Origin of the sequence: Streptomyces sp. NPDC029044, assembly GCF_040637495.1 — a bacterium.
Taxonomy (GTDB): domain Bacteria; phylum Actinomycetota; class Actinomycetes; order Streptomycetales; family Streptomycetaceae; genus Streptomyces.
This window is the reverse complement of record NZ_JBEZWN010000011.1, coordinates 159,038-174,313: the sequence shown is the minus strand read 5'-3', so window position 1 is coordinate 174,313 and position 15,276 is coordinate 159,038. Positions and strand designations below refer to the sequence as shown.

Sequence of the window (15,276 nt, the reverse complement as noted above, 5' to 3'; positions counted from 1 at the left end):
AAGCACGGTAACGTGTGGAGTTGACCGGTACTAATAGGCCGAGGGCTTGTCCTCAGTTGCTCGCGTCCACTGTGTTGGTTCTGAAACCACGAACAACCAAAGTGCCGGTTGTCAGTTTCATAGTGTTTCGGTGGTTATAGCGTAGGGGAAACGCCCGGTTACATTCCGAACCCGGAAGCTAAGCCTTACAGCGCCGATGGTACTGCAGGGGGGACCCTGTGGGAGAGTAGGACGCCGCCGAACAATCATTGGGAAAGCCCCCGCATCTTCGGATGCGGGGGCTTTCTGCGTTTGGCCCCCTTTCGGGGGCCCGCCTTTTACAGGCGTCCAGCTGTCTTCAATGCCAGGTATGCGTCCGCCAGTGCCGGCGCCAAGTCGTCCGGGGTCGCGTCGACGACCGTGACACCGTGGCGGCGGAGCTGTTCCGCTGTGCGGTGACGCTCTGCCTGGGCCTGGGCTGCTGCTGCGGCCTCGTAGACAGCATCGGCATTGCCGCGTGCTGTGGCCATTTCCGTGATGTGCGGGTCGGCCACCGAAGCCAGCAGAACGGTGTGGCGCTGGGTGAGCTGGGTCAGGACCGGGAGCAGGCCCTCTTCGATGGGGGCGGCGTCCAGCGTGGTGAGCAGGACGATCAGGGAGCGGCGGGGCGACGTACGCAGAGCGGTCGCCGTGAGGCCTCGGGCGTCCGTTTCGACGAGCGTCGGCTCCAGCATGGCCATGGCGTTGACCAGGGCGGGAAGCACGTCGCCTGCCGTGCGGCCCTGGACGAGGGCGCGGACCTTGCGGTCGTAGGCGAGGAGGTCCACACGGTCGCCGGCGCGGGAGGCGAGGGCCGCGAGGAGGAGGGCCGCGTCCATCGAGGCGTCGAGGCGCGGTGCGTCGCCCACGCGGCCGGCCGAGGTGCGGCCGGTGTCGAGGACCAGGAGGATGTGGCGATCGCGCTCGGGGCGCCAGGTGCGTACGGCGACCGTGGTCTGGCGGGCTGTGGCGCGCCAGTCGATGGAGCGGGTGTCGTCGCCGGGGACGTACTCGCGCAGGCTGTCGAACTCCGTGCCCTCGCCGCGGGTGAGGACGCTGGTGCGGCCGTCCAGTTCGCGGAGGCGGGCCAGCTTGGAGGGGAGGTGCTTGCGGCTGGTGAACGGGGGCAGGACGCGGATCGTCCAGGGGGCCCGGTGGGTGCCCTGGCGGGAGAAGAGGCCGAGGGGGCCGTACGAGCGGATGGTGATGCGGTCGGCCTGGCGGTCGCCCCGGCGGGTGGGGCGGAGGCGGGTGGTCACGCGGCGGCGTTCGCCCGGGGGGACCGTGAGGCGGTGGCGGGAGGCCGCTGTCTCCGTGCTGGGCTGCCAGCTGCTCGGGGGCCAGGCGTCGCGGAGTCGGGCGCGGAGGGGGCGGCGGGACGGATTGGTGATGGTCAGGGTCACGTCCGCCGTGTCGCCGAGGCGCACGGAGGTGTCGCCGGAGCGGGTCAGGCCCAGGCGGCGTACGGGGGCGGCCAGCGCGAAGTCGCAGGCGCAGGCCGCGGCCAAGGGGGCGTTGACCGCCAGGATGCCCGTCCAGCTGGGCTCCCAGATACCGACGGGGAGGGAGCCCAGGGCCGCGAGGAGGGCGGCGCGTCCGGTGAGTGCCATCAGCGGGGGACGGGGACGTGGGCGAGGATCGCGTTGATGACGGAATCGGCCGTCACGCCCTCCATTTCGGCCTCCGGGCGGAGTTGCACGCGGTGGCGGAGCGTGGGGAGGGCGAGGGCCTTCACGTCGTCGGGGATGACGTAGTCGCGGCCGGTCAGCCAGGCCCAGGCGCGGGCGGTTGCCAGCAGGGCCGTGGCGCCTCGGGGGGAGACGCCCAGGGTGAGGGAGGGCGACTCGCGGGTGGCGCGGCAGATGTCGACGACGTAGGCGGTGATCTCCGGGGAGATGGTCGTCTTGGCGACCGCTGCGCGGGCTGCCTCCAGGTCGGCGGGGCCCGCTACGGGGCGTACGCCGGCGGCGTGCAGGTCGCGGGGGTTGAAGCCCTCGGCGTGGCGGGTGAGGACGTCGATCTCGTCCTGGCGGGAGGGGAGGGGGATGGTGAGTTTGAGGAGGAAGCGGTCCAGCTGGGCTTCCGGGAGGGGGTAGGTGCCCTCGTACTCGACCGGGTTCTGGGTCGCCGCGACCAGGAACGGGTCGGGGAGGAGGCGGGGGGTGCCGTCGACGGTCACCTGGCGTTCCTCCATGGCTTCGAGGAGGGACGACTGGGTCTTGGGGGGTGTGCGGTTGATCTCGTCGGCGAGGAGGAGGTTGGTGAAGACGGGGCCGGGCTGGAAGGAGAACTCGGCGCTGCGGGTGTCGTAGACCAGGGAGCCGGTCACGTCGCTCGGCATGAGGTCGGGGGTGAACTGGACGCGCTTGGTGTCGAGTTCGAGGGCGGAGGCGAGGGCGCGGACCAGGAGGGTCTTGGCGACGCCGGGGACGCCTTCGAGGAGGACGTGGCCGCGGCAGAGCAGGGCGACGACGAGGCCGGTGACGGCGGGGTCCTGGCCGACCACGGCCTTGGCGATCTCGGCGCGCAGGGCCTCCAGGGCGTCTCGGGCGGTGCCCGGGTCCCCGGTGTTCCCGGCGTTGTCAGTGGTCGGGTCCATCATGGACGGCGTACCTCTCTTTCGAGGGCGTCGAGTCGGTCGGCGAGTGCGATGAGTGCTGCGTCGTCGCTGGGCGGTGGTCCGAAGAGGAGGGATCGCTGTTCCTGGCCGTCGCCGTGGAGGTGGGCGGACAGGGCGGGGAGCAGGGCCTCGGGCGTGTGCGCCTGGGTGACGGGGACGCCTACGAGGGGGGCGAGGCGGGTGCGGGTGGTGGAGCGAAGAGCGTCGGCCGCGCGGTCGCGGGCGTCGGTCTTGCGGTAGAGGCGGGCGCGGCCTTCGGCCGTTTCGGAGGCGCGGATCGCGACGGGGAGTCTTTCTGGCACGAGGGGGCCGAGCCGGCGTGCCCGCCACAGGGCGGCCAGGGCCGCGGCGATGAAGAGCTGAAGGGTGCCCCAGAGCCAGCCCGAGGGGAGCAGGTCGAAGAAGCTGCGTTCGTCGTCGGGGCCGGCGGCCGACGTGTCGGAGAGCGAGGGGAGGTACCAGACCAGATGGGGGCGGGAGCCGAGGAGTTGGAGGGCGAGCGAGGCGTTGCCCTGCTCGTCGAGGTGGTCGTTGAGGAGGATGTCGGGCGCGCCCAGCGCGATGGTGTCGCCGTCCCCGGTGCTGTCCGGGATGCGCAGCAGGGTGGCCAGGCGTTCGCTGGGGTAGCAGGCATCGGCGCCGAGGTGGGTGGTGGTGTAGCGGACGCCGCCCGTGTCGGCGGTGCCGGCGCGCTGGGCGGCGGGCAGGGCGCAGCCGGGGGAGAGCGTCGAGTCGAGGCTGGTGGCGGGGTCGGCGGTGACGCCGGGGGCGAGCCGTTCGATGGAGGCGCTGCCGGAGGCGACCAGGACGGTGCGGCCGCGGGAGTCGGCGAACGCGTCGTGCAGCCGGGTCTGCTGAGTGGGGGTCAGCAGGTCGGGGGCGGCGACCAGGAGGGTGGTGTCCGGGCCGGCCGCGGTGGCGGCTTCGTCCAGGGTGGTGACCACGCGGGTGTCCACGCCCCGGTCGGCGAGGAGTTCGGCGACGGCGCGGCTGCCTCCCGGGTCGGCGGAGCGCGGGTCGAGTTCGCCGTGGCGGGCGTCGGAGCGGATGACGGCGATGGCGACGGCTCCGGCGAGGAGCACCACGAAGGCGAGGGCGATACCGCGCGCGCGGGTCCACACCTGGCGGGCGCTGGGCGAGGCCGAGGTGGACGCGAGGGGGGCCTCGGTGGTCATTCGGCGGCTCCCTGGCGGGTGTCGGGGGCCGTGGTGGCGCTGCTCGTCGCGAGCTGGGGTTTGGTGCGTTCCAGGTCGCGGTCGAGTTCGGCGATGCGGTGGTACGACTGTTCGGTCGCCGAGCGGCCGCCGTACGTCACGTCGTCGAAGTCGCGGGCGGCGGTGCGCAGTCGGTCGGTGTGGGCGGGCAGGGCCCGGCCGGCTTCGGCTGCGGCCTCGTCGGCGGTGCGGCCGGGGCGGGTGTCGAGGAGGGCGCGTTCCTCCAGGGCGCGGACGAGGGCGCGCATGCGTTCCTGGACGGCCTGGTTCCAGTGGCCCTGGGCGGCGTGTGCCTCGGCGGTGGCGCGGTGGTCGGCGGCGCTGCGGGGGCGGTCGTCGAACAGGGTTGCCGATGAGGTGGGTTGGCGGCGCGGGGTGCCCAGGCGCCACCACAGGGCGGCCAGGACGGCGATGACGGCCAGGATGACGACGATCAGGCCGAGTGTGCCGCCGGGGGTGGCGGTCGAGGTGGCGGTGAGGAGTTTGCCGAGCCAGTCCCAGAAGGCGTCGAGGGCGCGCTGGAACAGGCTGGGGTCGTTCTCGTGGTACATGCGCTTGGACAGCTCGCGCCGGGCGGCCTCGCGCGCGGGGTCGCGCGGGATGGTGAGGGGCGGCTCGTCGGCGGAGCGGGCCGACGACAGCAGGGAGGTGTCGCCGGCGCTCAGCAGCGTCCGTATTCCGGCGCGTGGCAGCGCCGTTGTGAGAAGTTCCCCCGCCCGGCTCACCGCATCAGCTCCCCGGGGTGGCGCCGGGGGCGGTGGAGCCGTAGTCCTGGACGCCGGCGGCGCGGGCCAGTTCGAGGTCGAGGGCCTCGCGGCGGATGCGCTGGTCGATGTAGAGGAGCACGGTGACGCCGGCCGTGATCGGGAACGTGATCATGGAGCCGATCACCGAGCCGATGCCGCTGATGATGAGGAACGTCCAGCCGAGGCTGCCGACACCGGTGTCGAGCCAGCCGGTGAGGCCGTCGCCGCTGAGGGCCGCGGCGAGGAGGGTGAACGGGATGACGATGATCGAGGCGACGACGTTCGCGATGAGCGTGGCGAGCAGTTGGATGCCGAAGATCCGCCACCAGGTGCCCTGGACGAGCTTCGCGGAGCGGCTCATGGCCTTCTTGATGCCCTGCTTCTCCAGCATGAGGGCGGGAGAGGCGAGGGAGAAGCGGATGGCCAGCCACAGGGCGACGAGGCCGGCGCCGATGATGCCGAGGACGGTGAGGGCGACGCCCGGGCCGCTGCTTCCGGCGACGGTCACGAGGAGACCGGGCAGGGCTCCCACGGTGACGACGCCGACGGTGATGAGCAGCAACACGCAGATGAGGCCGAACAGTTTGAGGATCTGGGGGCGGGCGTCGCGCCAGGCCTCGCCGATGGTCACCGACTTGCCGAGTACGGCGCGGCTGGTGACGGTGGTGAGCAGGGCGGTCGCGATGACGGTGCCGACCAGGGAGATCACGAAGACGACGCTGGAGTTGAGCATGGCGTCGCCCATGGCGCGGCTCAGCTCGCTGAGGGTGGCGCTGGGGTCGTTGAGGGCTTCGGTGCTGGAGTCGTTCAGGACGAGGCCCTGGAACAGGACGACGATGAGCTCGGTGAGGACGGCGACGGTCAGGGAGATGCCGAGGACCGTGCGCCAGTAGGTGCGCATGGTGGAGACCGCGCCGTCGAGGATCTCGCCCACGCCGAGGGGGCGGAGCGGGATGATGCCGGGCTTGGCGGCGGGCGGGGGGCCGCCCCAGCCGCTTCCCCAGCCGCCGTGGGCTCCGGGCGCGCCGTATCCGCCGGATCCGCCTTGGCCGCCGTACCCGCCGTGGCCTGCGGGGGGCTGGTTGCCCCAGCCCGGGCCGGGGGGTGGCGGCGGGGGAGCCTGGCCGGGGGCGGCCGGGCCGCTGGGGGCGGACCACTGGGCCGGCGGCGGCTGCTCCTTGGACCACTGCGGTCCGGGGCCCTGCGGGGCCTGGCCGGGCTGGGTCGGCTGGTCCGAGGGCTGAGCGGGGCGGTCGGTGGGCGCGGCAGGGCCGGACCGGTCCGGCTCCTGCCCGTCGGACGGGGCGGATCCGGGCGAGGCCCAGCCCGGAGTGTCGTTCATCGTCGCTCCTTCACGGTGCCCGTCCGCGGTCGCGGCGGCAGGTTGGCAGCCATCGTGCCATGGGGTGGTCTTGGAGTGACCGGCAGCGGTATGGGCTGCGTACCTTCAATTGTCCGCTCGATAGGGGGCAGACTGACGGCATGGCTGATCAGTACGCGCACAGCGGCGATGACAAGCGGCCGACCGAGATCCCCGCGATCCGCTGGGAAGAGCCACCGGAAGGCCCGGTTCTGGTCCTGCTGGACCAGACGAGGCTGCCGGCCGAGGAGGTCGAACTGGTCTGTACGGACGCGCCCGCGCTCGTGGAGGCGATCCGCTCGCTGGCGGTGCGCGGGGCGCCGCTGCTCGGCATCGCGGGGGCGTACGGCGTCGCGCTCGCCGCTGTGCGGGGCTTCGACGTGGACGAGGCGGCGGCCGCGCTGGCGGGTGCCCGGCCGACCGCGGTGAACCTGGCTGTGGGTGTGCGGCGGGCGCAGTCGGCGCACGAGGCGGCGCTCGCCAAGGGCGGGGACGTGCGGCAGGCGGCCGCGGCGGCGCTGGCCGCGGCGCGGCAGCTGCACCGGGAGGATGCCGAGGCCAGTGGGCGGATGGCCGAGCACGGGCTGGCGCTGCTGGACGAGCTGCTGCCCGGTGGCGGGCACCGGATTCTCACCCACTGCAACACCGGTTCGCTGGTGTCGGGCGGGGAGGGGACGGCGTTCGCGGTGGCGCTCGCGGCGCACCGGACGGGGCGGCTGCGGCGGCTGTGGGTGGACGAGACGCGGCCGCTGCTGCAGGGCGCTCGCCTGACGGCGTACGAGGCGGCTCGCAGCGGGATGGCGTACACGCTGCTCACCGACAACGCGGCGGGGTCGCTGTTCGCCGCCGGGGAGGTGGACGCGGTGCTGATCGGAGCGGACCGCATCACGGCGGACGGTTCGGTGGCGAACAAGGTCGGGAGCTATCCGCTGGCGGTGCTGGCGCGGTACCACCACGTGCCGTTCATCGTGGTGGCGCCGGTGACGACGGTGGATCTGGACACCGCGGACGGGGCGTCCGTCGAGGTGGAGCAGCGGCCCGGGCACGAGGTGACCGAGGTGACGGCGCCGCAGGTGCCGGTGGTCGGTGCGGAGGCGGGCGGTGGGATTCCGGTGGCGCCGCTGGGGACGCAGGCGTACAACCCGGCGTTCGACGTCACTCCGGCCGAGCTGGTGACCGCGATCGTCACGGAGGAGGGCGCTGTTTCGCCGGTGACGGCTGAGGCACTCGCCGAGATGTGTGCGCGGTCACGCCGGGTGGCGGCGGGCTGAGCCGGGCGCTGCACGGCGGGCGTGCCCGGGGCGGCGGTGGGCTCGGGCACCCTCGCCGCTCGGTCCCGCTGGAGATCATCTGCGGGCCGGCGAGGGCAGACAGTAGCGCTTGCTGCGACTATGGTCACTGGCCGGTGACCTACCTCACCACTGCCTTCGCCACTGTTATGAGAATGGGATGATGTCGTTTATGAAGGGACGAGTCCTTGTCGTCGACGACGACACCGCACTGGCCGAGATGCTCGGCATCGTGCTGCGTGGTGAGGGTTTCGAGCCGTCGTTCGTGGCCGACGGGGACAAGGCGCTGGCCGCGTTCCGTGAGGCCAAGCCCGACCTGGTGCTGCTCGATCTGATGCTGCCCGGTCGCGACGGCATCGAGGTGTGCCGCCTGATCAGGGCGGAGTCGGGTGTACCGATCGTGATGCTGACGGCGAAGAGCGACACGGTCGATGTCGTCGTGGGCCTGGAGTCGGGCGCCGACGACTACATCGTGAAGCCGTTCAAGCCCAAGGAACTGGTGGCCCGGATCCGGGCGCGGCTGCGGAGGTCGGAGGAGCCCGCTCCGGAGCAGCTCGCCATCGGTGATCTGGTCATCGACGTGGCGGGTCACTCCGTGAAGCGGGACGGGCAGTCGATCGCGCTGACACCGCTGGAGTTCGACCTGCTGGTCGCGCTCGCGCGCAAGCCGTGGCAGGTGTTCACGCGCGAGGTACTGCTGGAGCAGGTCTGGGGTTACCGGCACGCGGCGGACACGCGGCTGGTCAACGTCCATGTGCAGCGGCTGCGCTCCAAGGTCGAGAAGGACCCGGAGAAGCCGGAGATCGTGGTGACCGTCCGAGGTGTCGGATACAAGGCAGGACCGAGCTGACATGACCGGCGACAGTGCCGCTTCGGCGCCCGGCCGGTCCGGGGCCCGCCCGGAGCGGCCTGTCGGGCGGAAGAAGCCCGGCTCCCGTTGGGGGCGGTTCCTGGAGAGCGGACTGCTGCTCCAGGGCGGAGTCCAGGGCAGCCCGGTCATCCGCCTGTTCATGCGGTGGGTGCGCCGGCCCCTGCTGCCCGTCATGCGGCTGTGGCGGCGCAACATCCAGCTCAAGGTCGTCGTCACGACGCTGCTGATGTCGCTGGGCGTGGTGCTGCTGCTGGGCTTCGTCGTCATCGGGCAGGTGCGCAACGGCCTGCTGGACGCCAAGGTGAAGGCCTCCCAGAGCCAGGCCACCGGCGGGTTCGCGGTGGCCAAACAGCGGGCCGACGACGCGGCGAGCGGCACCGGCGACGACGGCGCCACGTCGGTCGGGGGCCCCGCGCAGAACGTCACCCCGTGGATGAGCGACCTCGTCTCCTCGCTGTCCAGCGGCGGCCAGGGCGCCTTCGACGTCGTGACGCTCCCGGCCACCGACGCGGAGGGGGCGGGCGGGCGCGGGCAGCGTGCCTCCGGTGAGGTGGACTGGAACCGGAGCGTGCCCGCTGACCTGCGCGAGCGGATCGGCAAGAGTACGACGGCCGCGCAGAGCTACACCCGCATCACCTACAACAACCCGACCAAGGACTCCCAGCCGGGCCTGGTCATCGGCCAGCAGGTGGACGACCCGAACGGCGACCCGTACCAGCTGTACTACCTCTTCCCGCTCACCCAGGAGGAGAAGTCGCTGAGTCTGGTCAAGGGCACGCTGGCGACCGCCGGGCTGTTCGTCGTCGTCCTGCTGGGGGCCATCGCCTGGCTCGTCGTGCGGCAGGTCGTCACGCCGGTGCGGATGGCGGCGGGGATCGCCGAGCGGCTGTCGGCCGGGCGGCTCCAGGAGCGTATGAAGGTCACCGGCGAGGACGACATCGCGCGGCTCGGCGAGGCCTTCAACAAGATGGCGCAGAACCTCCAGCTCAAGATCAGTCAGCTGGAGGACCTGTCGCGGATGCAGCGCCGCTTCGTGTCGGACGTGTCGCACGAGCTGCGGACGCCGCTGACGACCGTACGGATGGCCGCGGACGTCATCCACGAGGCGCGGGTGGACTTCGACCCGGTCACCGCGCGGTCGGCGGAGCTGCTCGCCGACCAGCTGGACCGGTTCGAGTCGCTGCTCGCGGACCTGCTGGAGATCAGCCGCTTCGACGCGGGCGCCGCGGCGCTGGAGGCGGAGCCGATAGACCTCAGGGACGTCGTGCGGCGGGTGGTCAGCGGGGCCGAGCCGCTCGCGGAGCGCAAGGGCACGCGGATCCGCGTCCTCGGTGACCAGCAGCCCGTCGTCGCCGAGGCCGATGCCCGGCGCGTGGAGCGGGTGCTGCGCAACCTCGTGGTCAACGCCGTCGAACACGGCGAGGGCAGGGACGTCGTCGTCAAGCTCGCGGCGGCCGGCGGTGCCGTCGCCGTGGCGGTGCGGGACTACGGCGTCGGACTCAAGCCGGGCGAGGCGACCCGGGTGTTCAGCCGCTTCTGGCGGGCCGACCCGGCACGCGCGCGGACCACGGGCGGTACGGGCCTGGGCCTCTCCATCGCCCTGGAGGACGCCCGGCTGCACGGCGGCTGGCTCCAGGCGTGGGGCGAGCCGGGCGGCGGTTCGCAGTTCCGGCTGACGCTGCCCAGGACCGCCGACGAGCCGCTGCGGGGCTCCCCGATACCGCTGGAGCCCAAGGACTCCCGGCGCAACCGCGGACTCGACGACGCCGGTCTGCCGTGCGGCGGAGGGGACGGCGAGAAGCGGGCGACCGTGCCGGCGCAGCCGGTGAGCGGGCCGGTGTCCCAGGGGGCGAAGCGGGACCCGATACCTCCGCGGAGCGCCCCTACGGCCGATCCGACGGCGCTGCCCGGCCAGGGTTCACGTGTGGTGCCCAGGCCTGCCTCGGGCACGCGCCGGCAGGAAGAACCGGCGGGGGCCGAGCAGCAGGGTCCCGGCGATGACGCGGGCCGTCCGGAAGGGGCGGGGCGCGAGGGTGGCGCCGGCGGCCGGGCCGGACGGGATCCGGTCGTGAACGGGCCGCGGGACGAGGACGACCACTCCGCGGGTACGGGGAGCCGGGCGACCGGGCCAGGGGACGTGGACAGGCAAGGGGAGGCATCTCGTGGGCGTTGACCGCGAGGGGCGCGGCCGGCGCAGGCCCGCGCGCGTGATGGCGTACGCCGCCGGTGGCGTTCTGGTGCTGGCGGGGTGTGCCTCGATGCCGGACAGCGGGGATCTGCGGGGCGTGGAGTCCACACCGCGCCAGGAGAACCAGGTGCAGGTGTTCGCCGTGCCGCCGGGGGAGGACGCGTCGCCCTCGGAGATCGTGCAGGGCTTCCTGGAGGCGCTCACCAGCGACGATCCGCGCTACAAGACCGCGCGCCAGTACCTGACCGGAGACGCCGCGAAGACGTGGCGGCCCGAGGCGTCCGCCACGGTGCTGACGGACGGGCCGGGTGCCAAGCCCGAGCCCGGCGCCGGCCGGGAGGACACCGGCGAGATCTCCTACCTGCTGACCGGCACCAAGGTGGCCACCGTCGACGCCCAGCAGGCGTACGCGCCCGCGACGGGGGCGTACGGCAGGAGCGTGCACCTGACCCAGGACGACAAGCGGCAGTGGCGGATCGACGCGCTGCCGCAGGGCGTCGTCATCGGGGAGTCGGACTTCCAGCGCAACTACATGTCGGTCAGCAAGTACTACTTCGCCTCGAACACCGACGCGGCCGGATCGAAGTCACGGCCCGCGGCGGTCGCCGACCCCATCTACGTGCGCCGACGCGTGGAGCCCATGACGCAGATGGTGAGTTCCCTGCTCAGCGGGCCGACGCGGTGGCTCGGGCCCGTGGTCAGATCGAGTTTCCCCACCGGTACGGCGCTGGCGAAGGGCGCCGGTGCGCTGACACCGGACGACCGGAGCAAGCTGACGGTCCCGCTCAACGGCAAGGCCGCGGGCATCGGCGCCAACCGGTGTGAGGAGATGGCGGCCCAGATGCTCTTCACACTGCGCAACCTCAGCCCCGCGGTGGAGGAGGTCGAGCTGCGGGCCGGAGGGGCGGAGCTGTGCTCGCTCACGCAGGAGGGGGCCGATTCGGCGGCCTCCCGCAGCTCGGCGCGGCACCCCGACTACCTGTACTTCGTCGACGGCAAGCACCGGCTGGTACGGATCGCCGCGGGCAGCAGCGGCAACGAGCCGGACCCCGCGCCCGGCGCCCTCGGCGAGGGTGACACGGCACTGCGGTCGGTGGCGGTGTCGCGTGACGAGCACACCGCGGCCGGCGTGAGCCTCGACGGCCGGTCGCTGTACGTGGGCTCGCTCGTCTCGGGCGGTTCGCTGGGCGAGCCGGTGCTGCGCAGCCAGGGCCGGTCCGAGAAGGACCGGCTGACGCCCCCCAGCTGGGACGCGGACGACGGACTGTGGGTGGCCGACCGCGACCCCGACCGCCCCCGGCTGCTCCTCTTCGAGGAGGGCAAGGGCGATCCGGTGGAGGTGCGCACGCCGCACCTGGACGGACGGGTCCAGTCCGTGCGGGTCGCCGCCGACGGGGTGCGGATCGCGCTCGTCGTGGAGAAGGGCGGCAAGAAGACCCTGCTCATCGGGCTGATCGAGCGGGACGAGGAACCGGGCGGGAAGCCGGCCGTCAGGGTGGTGGAACTGCGCTCCGCGACGCCGGAGTTGGAGCAGGTCACCACCATGTCGTGGGCCGGGGACAGCCGGCTCGTGGTGGTCGGGCGCGAGCACGGGGGCGTCGAGCAGATGCGGTACGTCCAGGTCGACGGCTCCACGCCGGACGTGCCGGCGCCCGCGGCCCTGACCGGCGTCAAGGAGGTCACGGCCGCCGAGGACGACCGGTTGCCGCTGGTGGCGTACTCGGTGGACGGCATCGTCCGCCTGCCGTCGGGTGAGCAGTGGCAGAAGGTGACGGAGGGGACGGCGCCGGTCTACCCGGGGTGAGCTGTGAGCGTCCCGGTGGCAGGTGGGGCCGGGGTGTGGAGGTGCGGGCAGCCGCTCCTGCCGAGGTCTGACTCGGGAGGGGCGGCCGCGGTGTTCGGGGGTCGCGCGCGGGGTCGGTGCTGCTCGCCTCCGCCTTGTGGCCTCCGGGGCTTCTGCGGGGCGTCACTCGTGTGGGGGGCGGGCCGGTGGCGAGGGCGGCTGGTTGTCCACAGGCGGTTGCCCACGGTTGTCCACAGGGGTGGCCGGACCGGGCCCGCAGGGGCCACAGTGGGGCCATGCGGGGGTGGTGGCAGGACCTGACCGACCTGGTGCTGCCGGGCGAGTGCGGCGGCTGTGGCGTGCCTCGTACGGTGCTGTGCGCGCGGTGCCGTGCGGTGCTGGGCGGAAGTGCGGCGCGGCGGGTGCGGCCGGTGCCGGAGCCGCCCGGGCTGCCCATGGTGCACGCTGCGGCCCGGTACGCGGACGAGGTCCGGGCGGCGCTGCTGGCCCACAAGGAACGGGGCGCCCTGGCGCTCGCCGGACCGCTCGGAGTGGCGCTGGCGGAAGCCGTACGGGCGGGGCTCCGGGACGCCCCGGCTCCGGCGCGGGCCGGAGCGGCCCGGGTCCCGGGCGGCAGGGCTCCTGTGCTGCTCGTGCCGGTGCCGTCCGGGCGGCGGGCCGTGCGGGCCCGGGGGCATGATCCGGCGCGGCGGATCGCGCTGGCGGCAGCGGGTGAGTTGCGGCGGAGGGGGTTTCCGGCCCGGGTGGCCGGCGTGCTGCGGCAGCGCCGGGCCGTGGCCGACCAGTCGGGGCTCAACTCGCGGCAGCGGCTGGACAATCTCGCGGGCGCGCTGGCGGTGGCTCCCGGCGGTGCCCGGCTGCTCTCCGGGGGACCGGTCGTCCTCGTCGACGACGTGATGACCACCGGGGCCTCCCTGGCGGAGGCCGCGCGTGCCGTGCGGGCGGCCTCGGGCGGGCCGCGGACCGCTTTCGGGGTGACGGGGCCGATTCCGAACGCCTCATGGAGTTCGGCCGTGTATGCGGGAGAGACGTGGGAAAGCAGAGAGGAACAGAACGTCGGATCAAGGTGGGAGAGGACGGGCGGGCGGCCCGCCCGGCAGGTGAACGCGGGCGCGGGCGACGTCGGCGGAGTCGTCGAGGTGGTGTGCGCGGCGGTGGTCGCGGCAACACCGGACTCTTTCGAAATAAACCGGAACTGACTGAGATCTTGTGTCGTTGCAGGTAACGAGAGGGCCTATTCACCTGAACGGAGGTACGCCGCAGTAGAGGGTGACGACATCCGTCCGGGCGAGATATGTTCGGTTGAGAGGGAAAGCCGCAGGCCACACCTCTCGAATCCGAATGCCGTGCCGTGAGTTTTTCTTCATCACTCGCGCCGGTGGAGTGGAGATCTCGCTCGCGGGGGAGGAGGTGGAAGTCACCGAGTCCGAGGTTCCGGGACTCACCGGAGCCTGGTGCAAAAGGGAGACGCTCCGCACCGCAGCGGAGCGATCCGGGAACGGAGTTCTGCGTGGACATCGTCGTCAAGGGCCGCAAGACCGAGGTGCCCGAGCGGTTCCGGAAGCACGTGGCCGAGAAGCTGAAGCTGGAGAAGATCCAGAAGCTCGATGGCAAGGTGATCAGCCTCGACGTCGAGGTGTCCAAGGAGCCCAACCCCCGGCAGGCCGACCGCTGTGACCGAGTGGAGATCACGCTCCGCTCCCGCGGCCCGGTGATCCGGGCGGAGGCAGCGGCGAGCGATCCGTACGCGGCGCTCGACCTGGCGGCGGAGAAGCTGGAAGCCCGGCTGCGCAGGCAGCACGACAAGCGGTACTCGCGCCGTGGCGCGCGCCGGATCCCGGCCGCCGAGGTCGCCGACCACGTCCCCGGTGTGGCGACGCTCAACGGAAACGGCCTGGTGCCGGCTCCCGAGGAGGAGCCCGAGGCCGTACCCACGAAGAAGATCGGTTCGCTGGAGGTCCAGGGTGACGGCCCCATCGTCGTCCGAGAGAAGACCCACGTCGCAGCCCCCATGACCCTCGACCAGGCTCTCTACGAGATGGAGCTGGTCGGGCACGACTTCTACCTGTTCGTCGACTCCGAGACCAAGGAACCGAGTGTCGTCTACCGACGGCACGCCTACGACTACGGCGTGATCCACCTCAGCACGGACACGATGGTCACCCAGGCGCACTCCCCCGACGCGGGTGGTGCGCTCGGCGGCTGACCGTGCCGGGTGACAGCGGAACAGGTGCCCCTGGAGCGCGTGTGCGCCCCCAGGGGCACCCCCGTGCGACCACTTCGCGCCCCGCTCCGGCACCCCGGTGCCGTCCGGGCATGAAATCATGGTGGCCACGGCCCAACCGGTGGGTCGTTGCTCTGGGTTGGCGATGGCTCAGGACCTCAGGCCACAGCCTTCAGGGGGAGGAACGATGGCGGACAGCTTCGGACCGATGCGTGACGAGGATGCCGACGACGGCGTCGTCGGCATGGGCCCGGACTCGGGGACCCCACGCAAGGAACCGATCAGAGTCCTTGTGGTGGACGACCACGCCTTGTTCCGCCGGGGCCTGGAGATCGTGCTCGCGGCCGAGGAGGACATCCAGGTCATCGGAGAGGCGGGCGACGGCGCCGAGGCCGTGGAGAAGGCCGCCGACCTGCTGCCCGACATCGTCCTGATGGACGTGCGGATGCCCAAGCGCGGCGGGATCGAGGCGTGCACCTCCATCAAGGAGGTGGCACCCAGTGCCAAAATCATCATGCTGACGATCAGCGACGAGGAAGCCGATCTCTACGACGCCATCAAGGCGGGAGCGACCGGCTATCTCCTCAAGGAGATCTCCACGGACGAGGTGGCCACCGCCATTCGCGCGGTGGCCGACGGGCAGTCGCAGATCAGCCCGTCCATGGCGTCGAAACTCCTCACCGAGTTCAAGTCGATGATCCAGCGCACGGACGAACGCCGGCTGGTGCCCGCGCCGCGCCTGACCGACCGGGAACTGGAAGTCCTCAAGCTCGTCGCGACGGGAATGAACAACCGTGACATCGCCAAGGAGTTGTTCATCTCCGAGAACACCGTGAAGAATCACGTCCGCAACATCCTGGAGAAGCTGCAACTGCACTCCAGGATGGAAGCGGTGGTGTACGCGATGCGGGAGAAGATCCTCGAGATCCGCTAGGACGCGAT

General features: G+C 72.3%; 12 protein-coding genes and 1 rRNA gene. 8 read left to right on the top strand and 5 right to left on the bottom strand.

The features are described 5' to 3' along the window. Positions 1-126: 126 nt before the first annotated feature. A 5S ribosomal RNA gene (rrf, locus tag AB0E85_RS13140) occupies positions 127-243 on the top strand. Between the two features lie 74 nt (positions 244-317). Here rrf and AB0E85_RS13135 read toward each other — a convergent pair. Genes AB0E85_RS13135 through AB0E85_RS13115 form a run of 5 tightly spaced genes read right to left on the bottom strand, consistent with a single transcriptional unit; the run spans position 318 to position 5,940 of the window. Further along, complete coding sequence (locus AB0E85_RS13135) at positions 318-1,628, bottom strand: DUF58 domain-containing protein (protein WP_361925590.1); 1,311 nt, start codon at positions 1,626-1,628, stop codon at positions 318-320. Beyond that, positions 1,628-2,617, bottom strand: coding sequence for a MoxR family ATPase (locus tag AB0E85_RS13130; RefSeq protein WP_361925588.1), 990 nt, complete (start codon positions 2,615-2,617; stop codon positions 1,628-1,630). Before AB0E85_RS13130 ends, AB0E85_RS13135 begins: the two co-directional genes overlap by 1 nt. Continuing rightward, complete coding sequence (locus AB0E85_RS13125; RefSeq protein ID WP_361925586.1) at positions 2,617-3,813, bottom strand: DUF4350 domain-containing protein; 1,197 nt, start codon at positions 3,811-3,813, stop codon at positions 2,617-2,619. The genes AB0E85_RS13130 and AB0E85_RS13125 overlap by 1 nt, the downstream gene beginning before the upstream one ends. After that, complete coding sequence (locus AB0E85_RS13120; RefSeq protein WP_361925584.1) at positions 3,810-4,577, bottom strand: DUF4129 domain-containing protein; 768 nt, start codon at positions 4,575-4,577, stop codon at positions 3,810-3,812. Before AB0E85_RS13120 ends, AB0E85_RS13125 begins: the two co-directional genes overlap by 4 nt. A gap of 4 nt (positions 4,578-4,581) precedes the next feature. Then, complete coding sequence (locus tag AB0E85_RS13115; RefSeq protein ID WP_361925582.1) at positions 4,582-5,940, bottom strand: glycerophosphoryl diester phosphodiesterase membrane domain-containing protein; 1,359 nt, start codon at positions 5,938-5,940, stop codon at positions 4,582-4,584. Between the two features lie 140 nt (positions 5,941-6,080). On the opposite strand from AB0E85_RS13115, the gene mtnA reads away from it, so the two are divergent. From mtnA to AB0E85_RS13080, 7 genes are all read left to right on the top strand, one after another. Beyond that, positions 6,081-7,229 (top strand): S-methyl-5-thioribose-1-phosphate isomerase, encoded by a 1,149-nt coding sequence (mtnA, locus tag AB0E85_RS13110; RefSeq protein WP_107455307.1) that lies wholly within the window; start codon positions 6,081-6,083, stop codon positions 7,227-7,229. A 178-nt stretch (positions 7,230-7,407) separates the two neighbouring features. After that, positions 7,408-8,097, top strand: a complete 690-nt coding sequence (gene mtrA, locus AB0E85_RS13105) for a two-component system response regulator MtrA (RefSeq protein ID WP_009188938.1) — start codon at positions 7,408-7,410, stop codon at positions 8,095-8,097. Between the two features lies 1 nt (position 8,098). Continuing rightward, complete coding sequence (mtrB, locus tag AB0E85_RS13100; protein WP_361925579.1) at positions 8,099-10,291, top strand: MtrAB system histidine kinase MtrB; 2,193 nt, start codon at positions 8,099-8,101, stop codon at positions 10,289-10,291. After that, positions 10,281-12,110: an LpqB family beta-propeller domain-containing protein gene (locus tag AB0E85_RS13095; protein WP_361925577.1), complete on the top strand. Its 1,830-nt coding sequence runs from the start codon at positions 10,281-10,283 to the stop codon at positions 12,108-12,110. The genes mtrB and AB0E85_RS13095 overlap by 11 nt, the downstream gene beginning before the upstream one ends. 275 nt (positions 12,111-12,385) lie before the next feature. Then, complete coding sequence (locus tag AB0E85_RS13090) at positions 12,386-13,309, top strand: ComF family protein (RefSeq protein ID WP_361925575.1); 924 nt, start codon at positions 12,386-12,388, stop codon at positions 13,307-13,309. A gap of 311 nt (positions 13,310-13,620) precedes the next feature. Continuing rightward, a complete protein-coding gene (gene raiA, locus AB0E85_RS13085) occupies positions 13,621-14,316 on the top strand; it encodes a ribosome-associated translation inhibitor RaiA (protein ID WP_030837593.1) in 696 nt (231 codons plus the stop codon). A gap of 205 nt (positions 14,317-14,521) precedes the next feature. Continuing rightward, the gene (locus tag AB0E85_RS13080) at positions 14,522-15,268 is read left to right on the top strand and encodes a response regulator transcription factor (RefSeq protein WP_107455305.1); all 747 of its coding nucleotides are present in this window, start codon (positions 14,522-14,524) and stop codon (positions 15,266-15,268) included. The last annotated feature ends 8 nt before the right edge of the window (positions 15,269-15,276 follow it).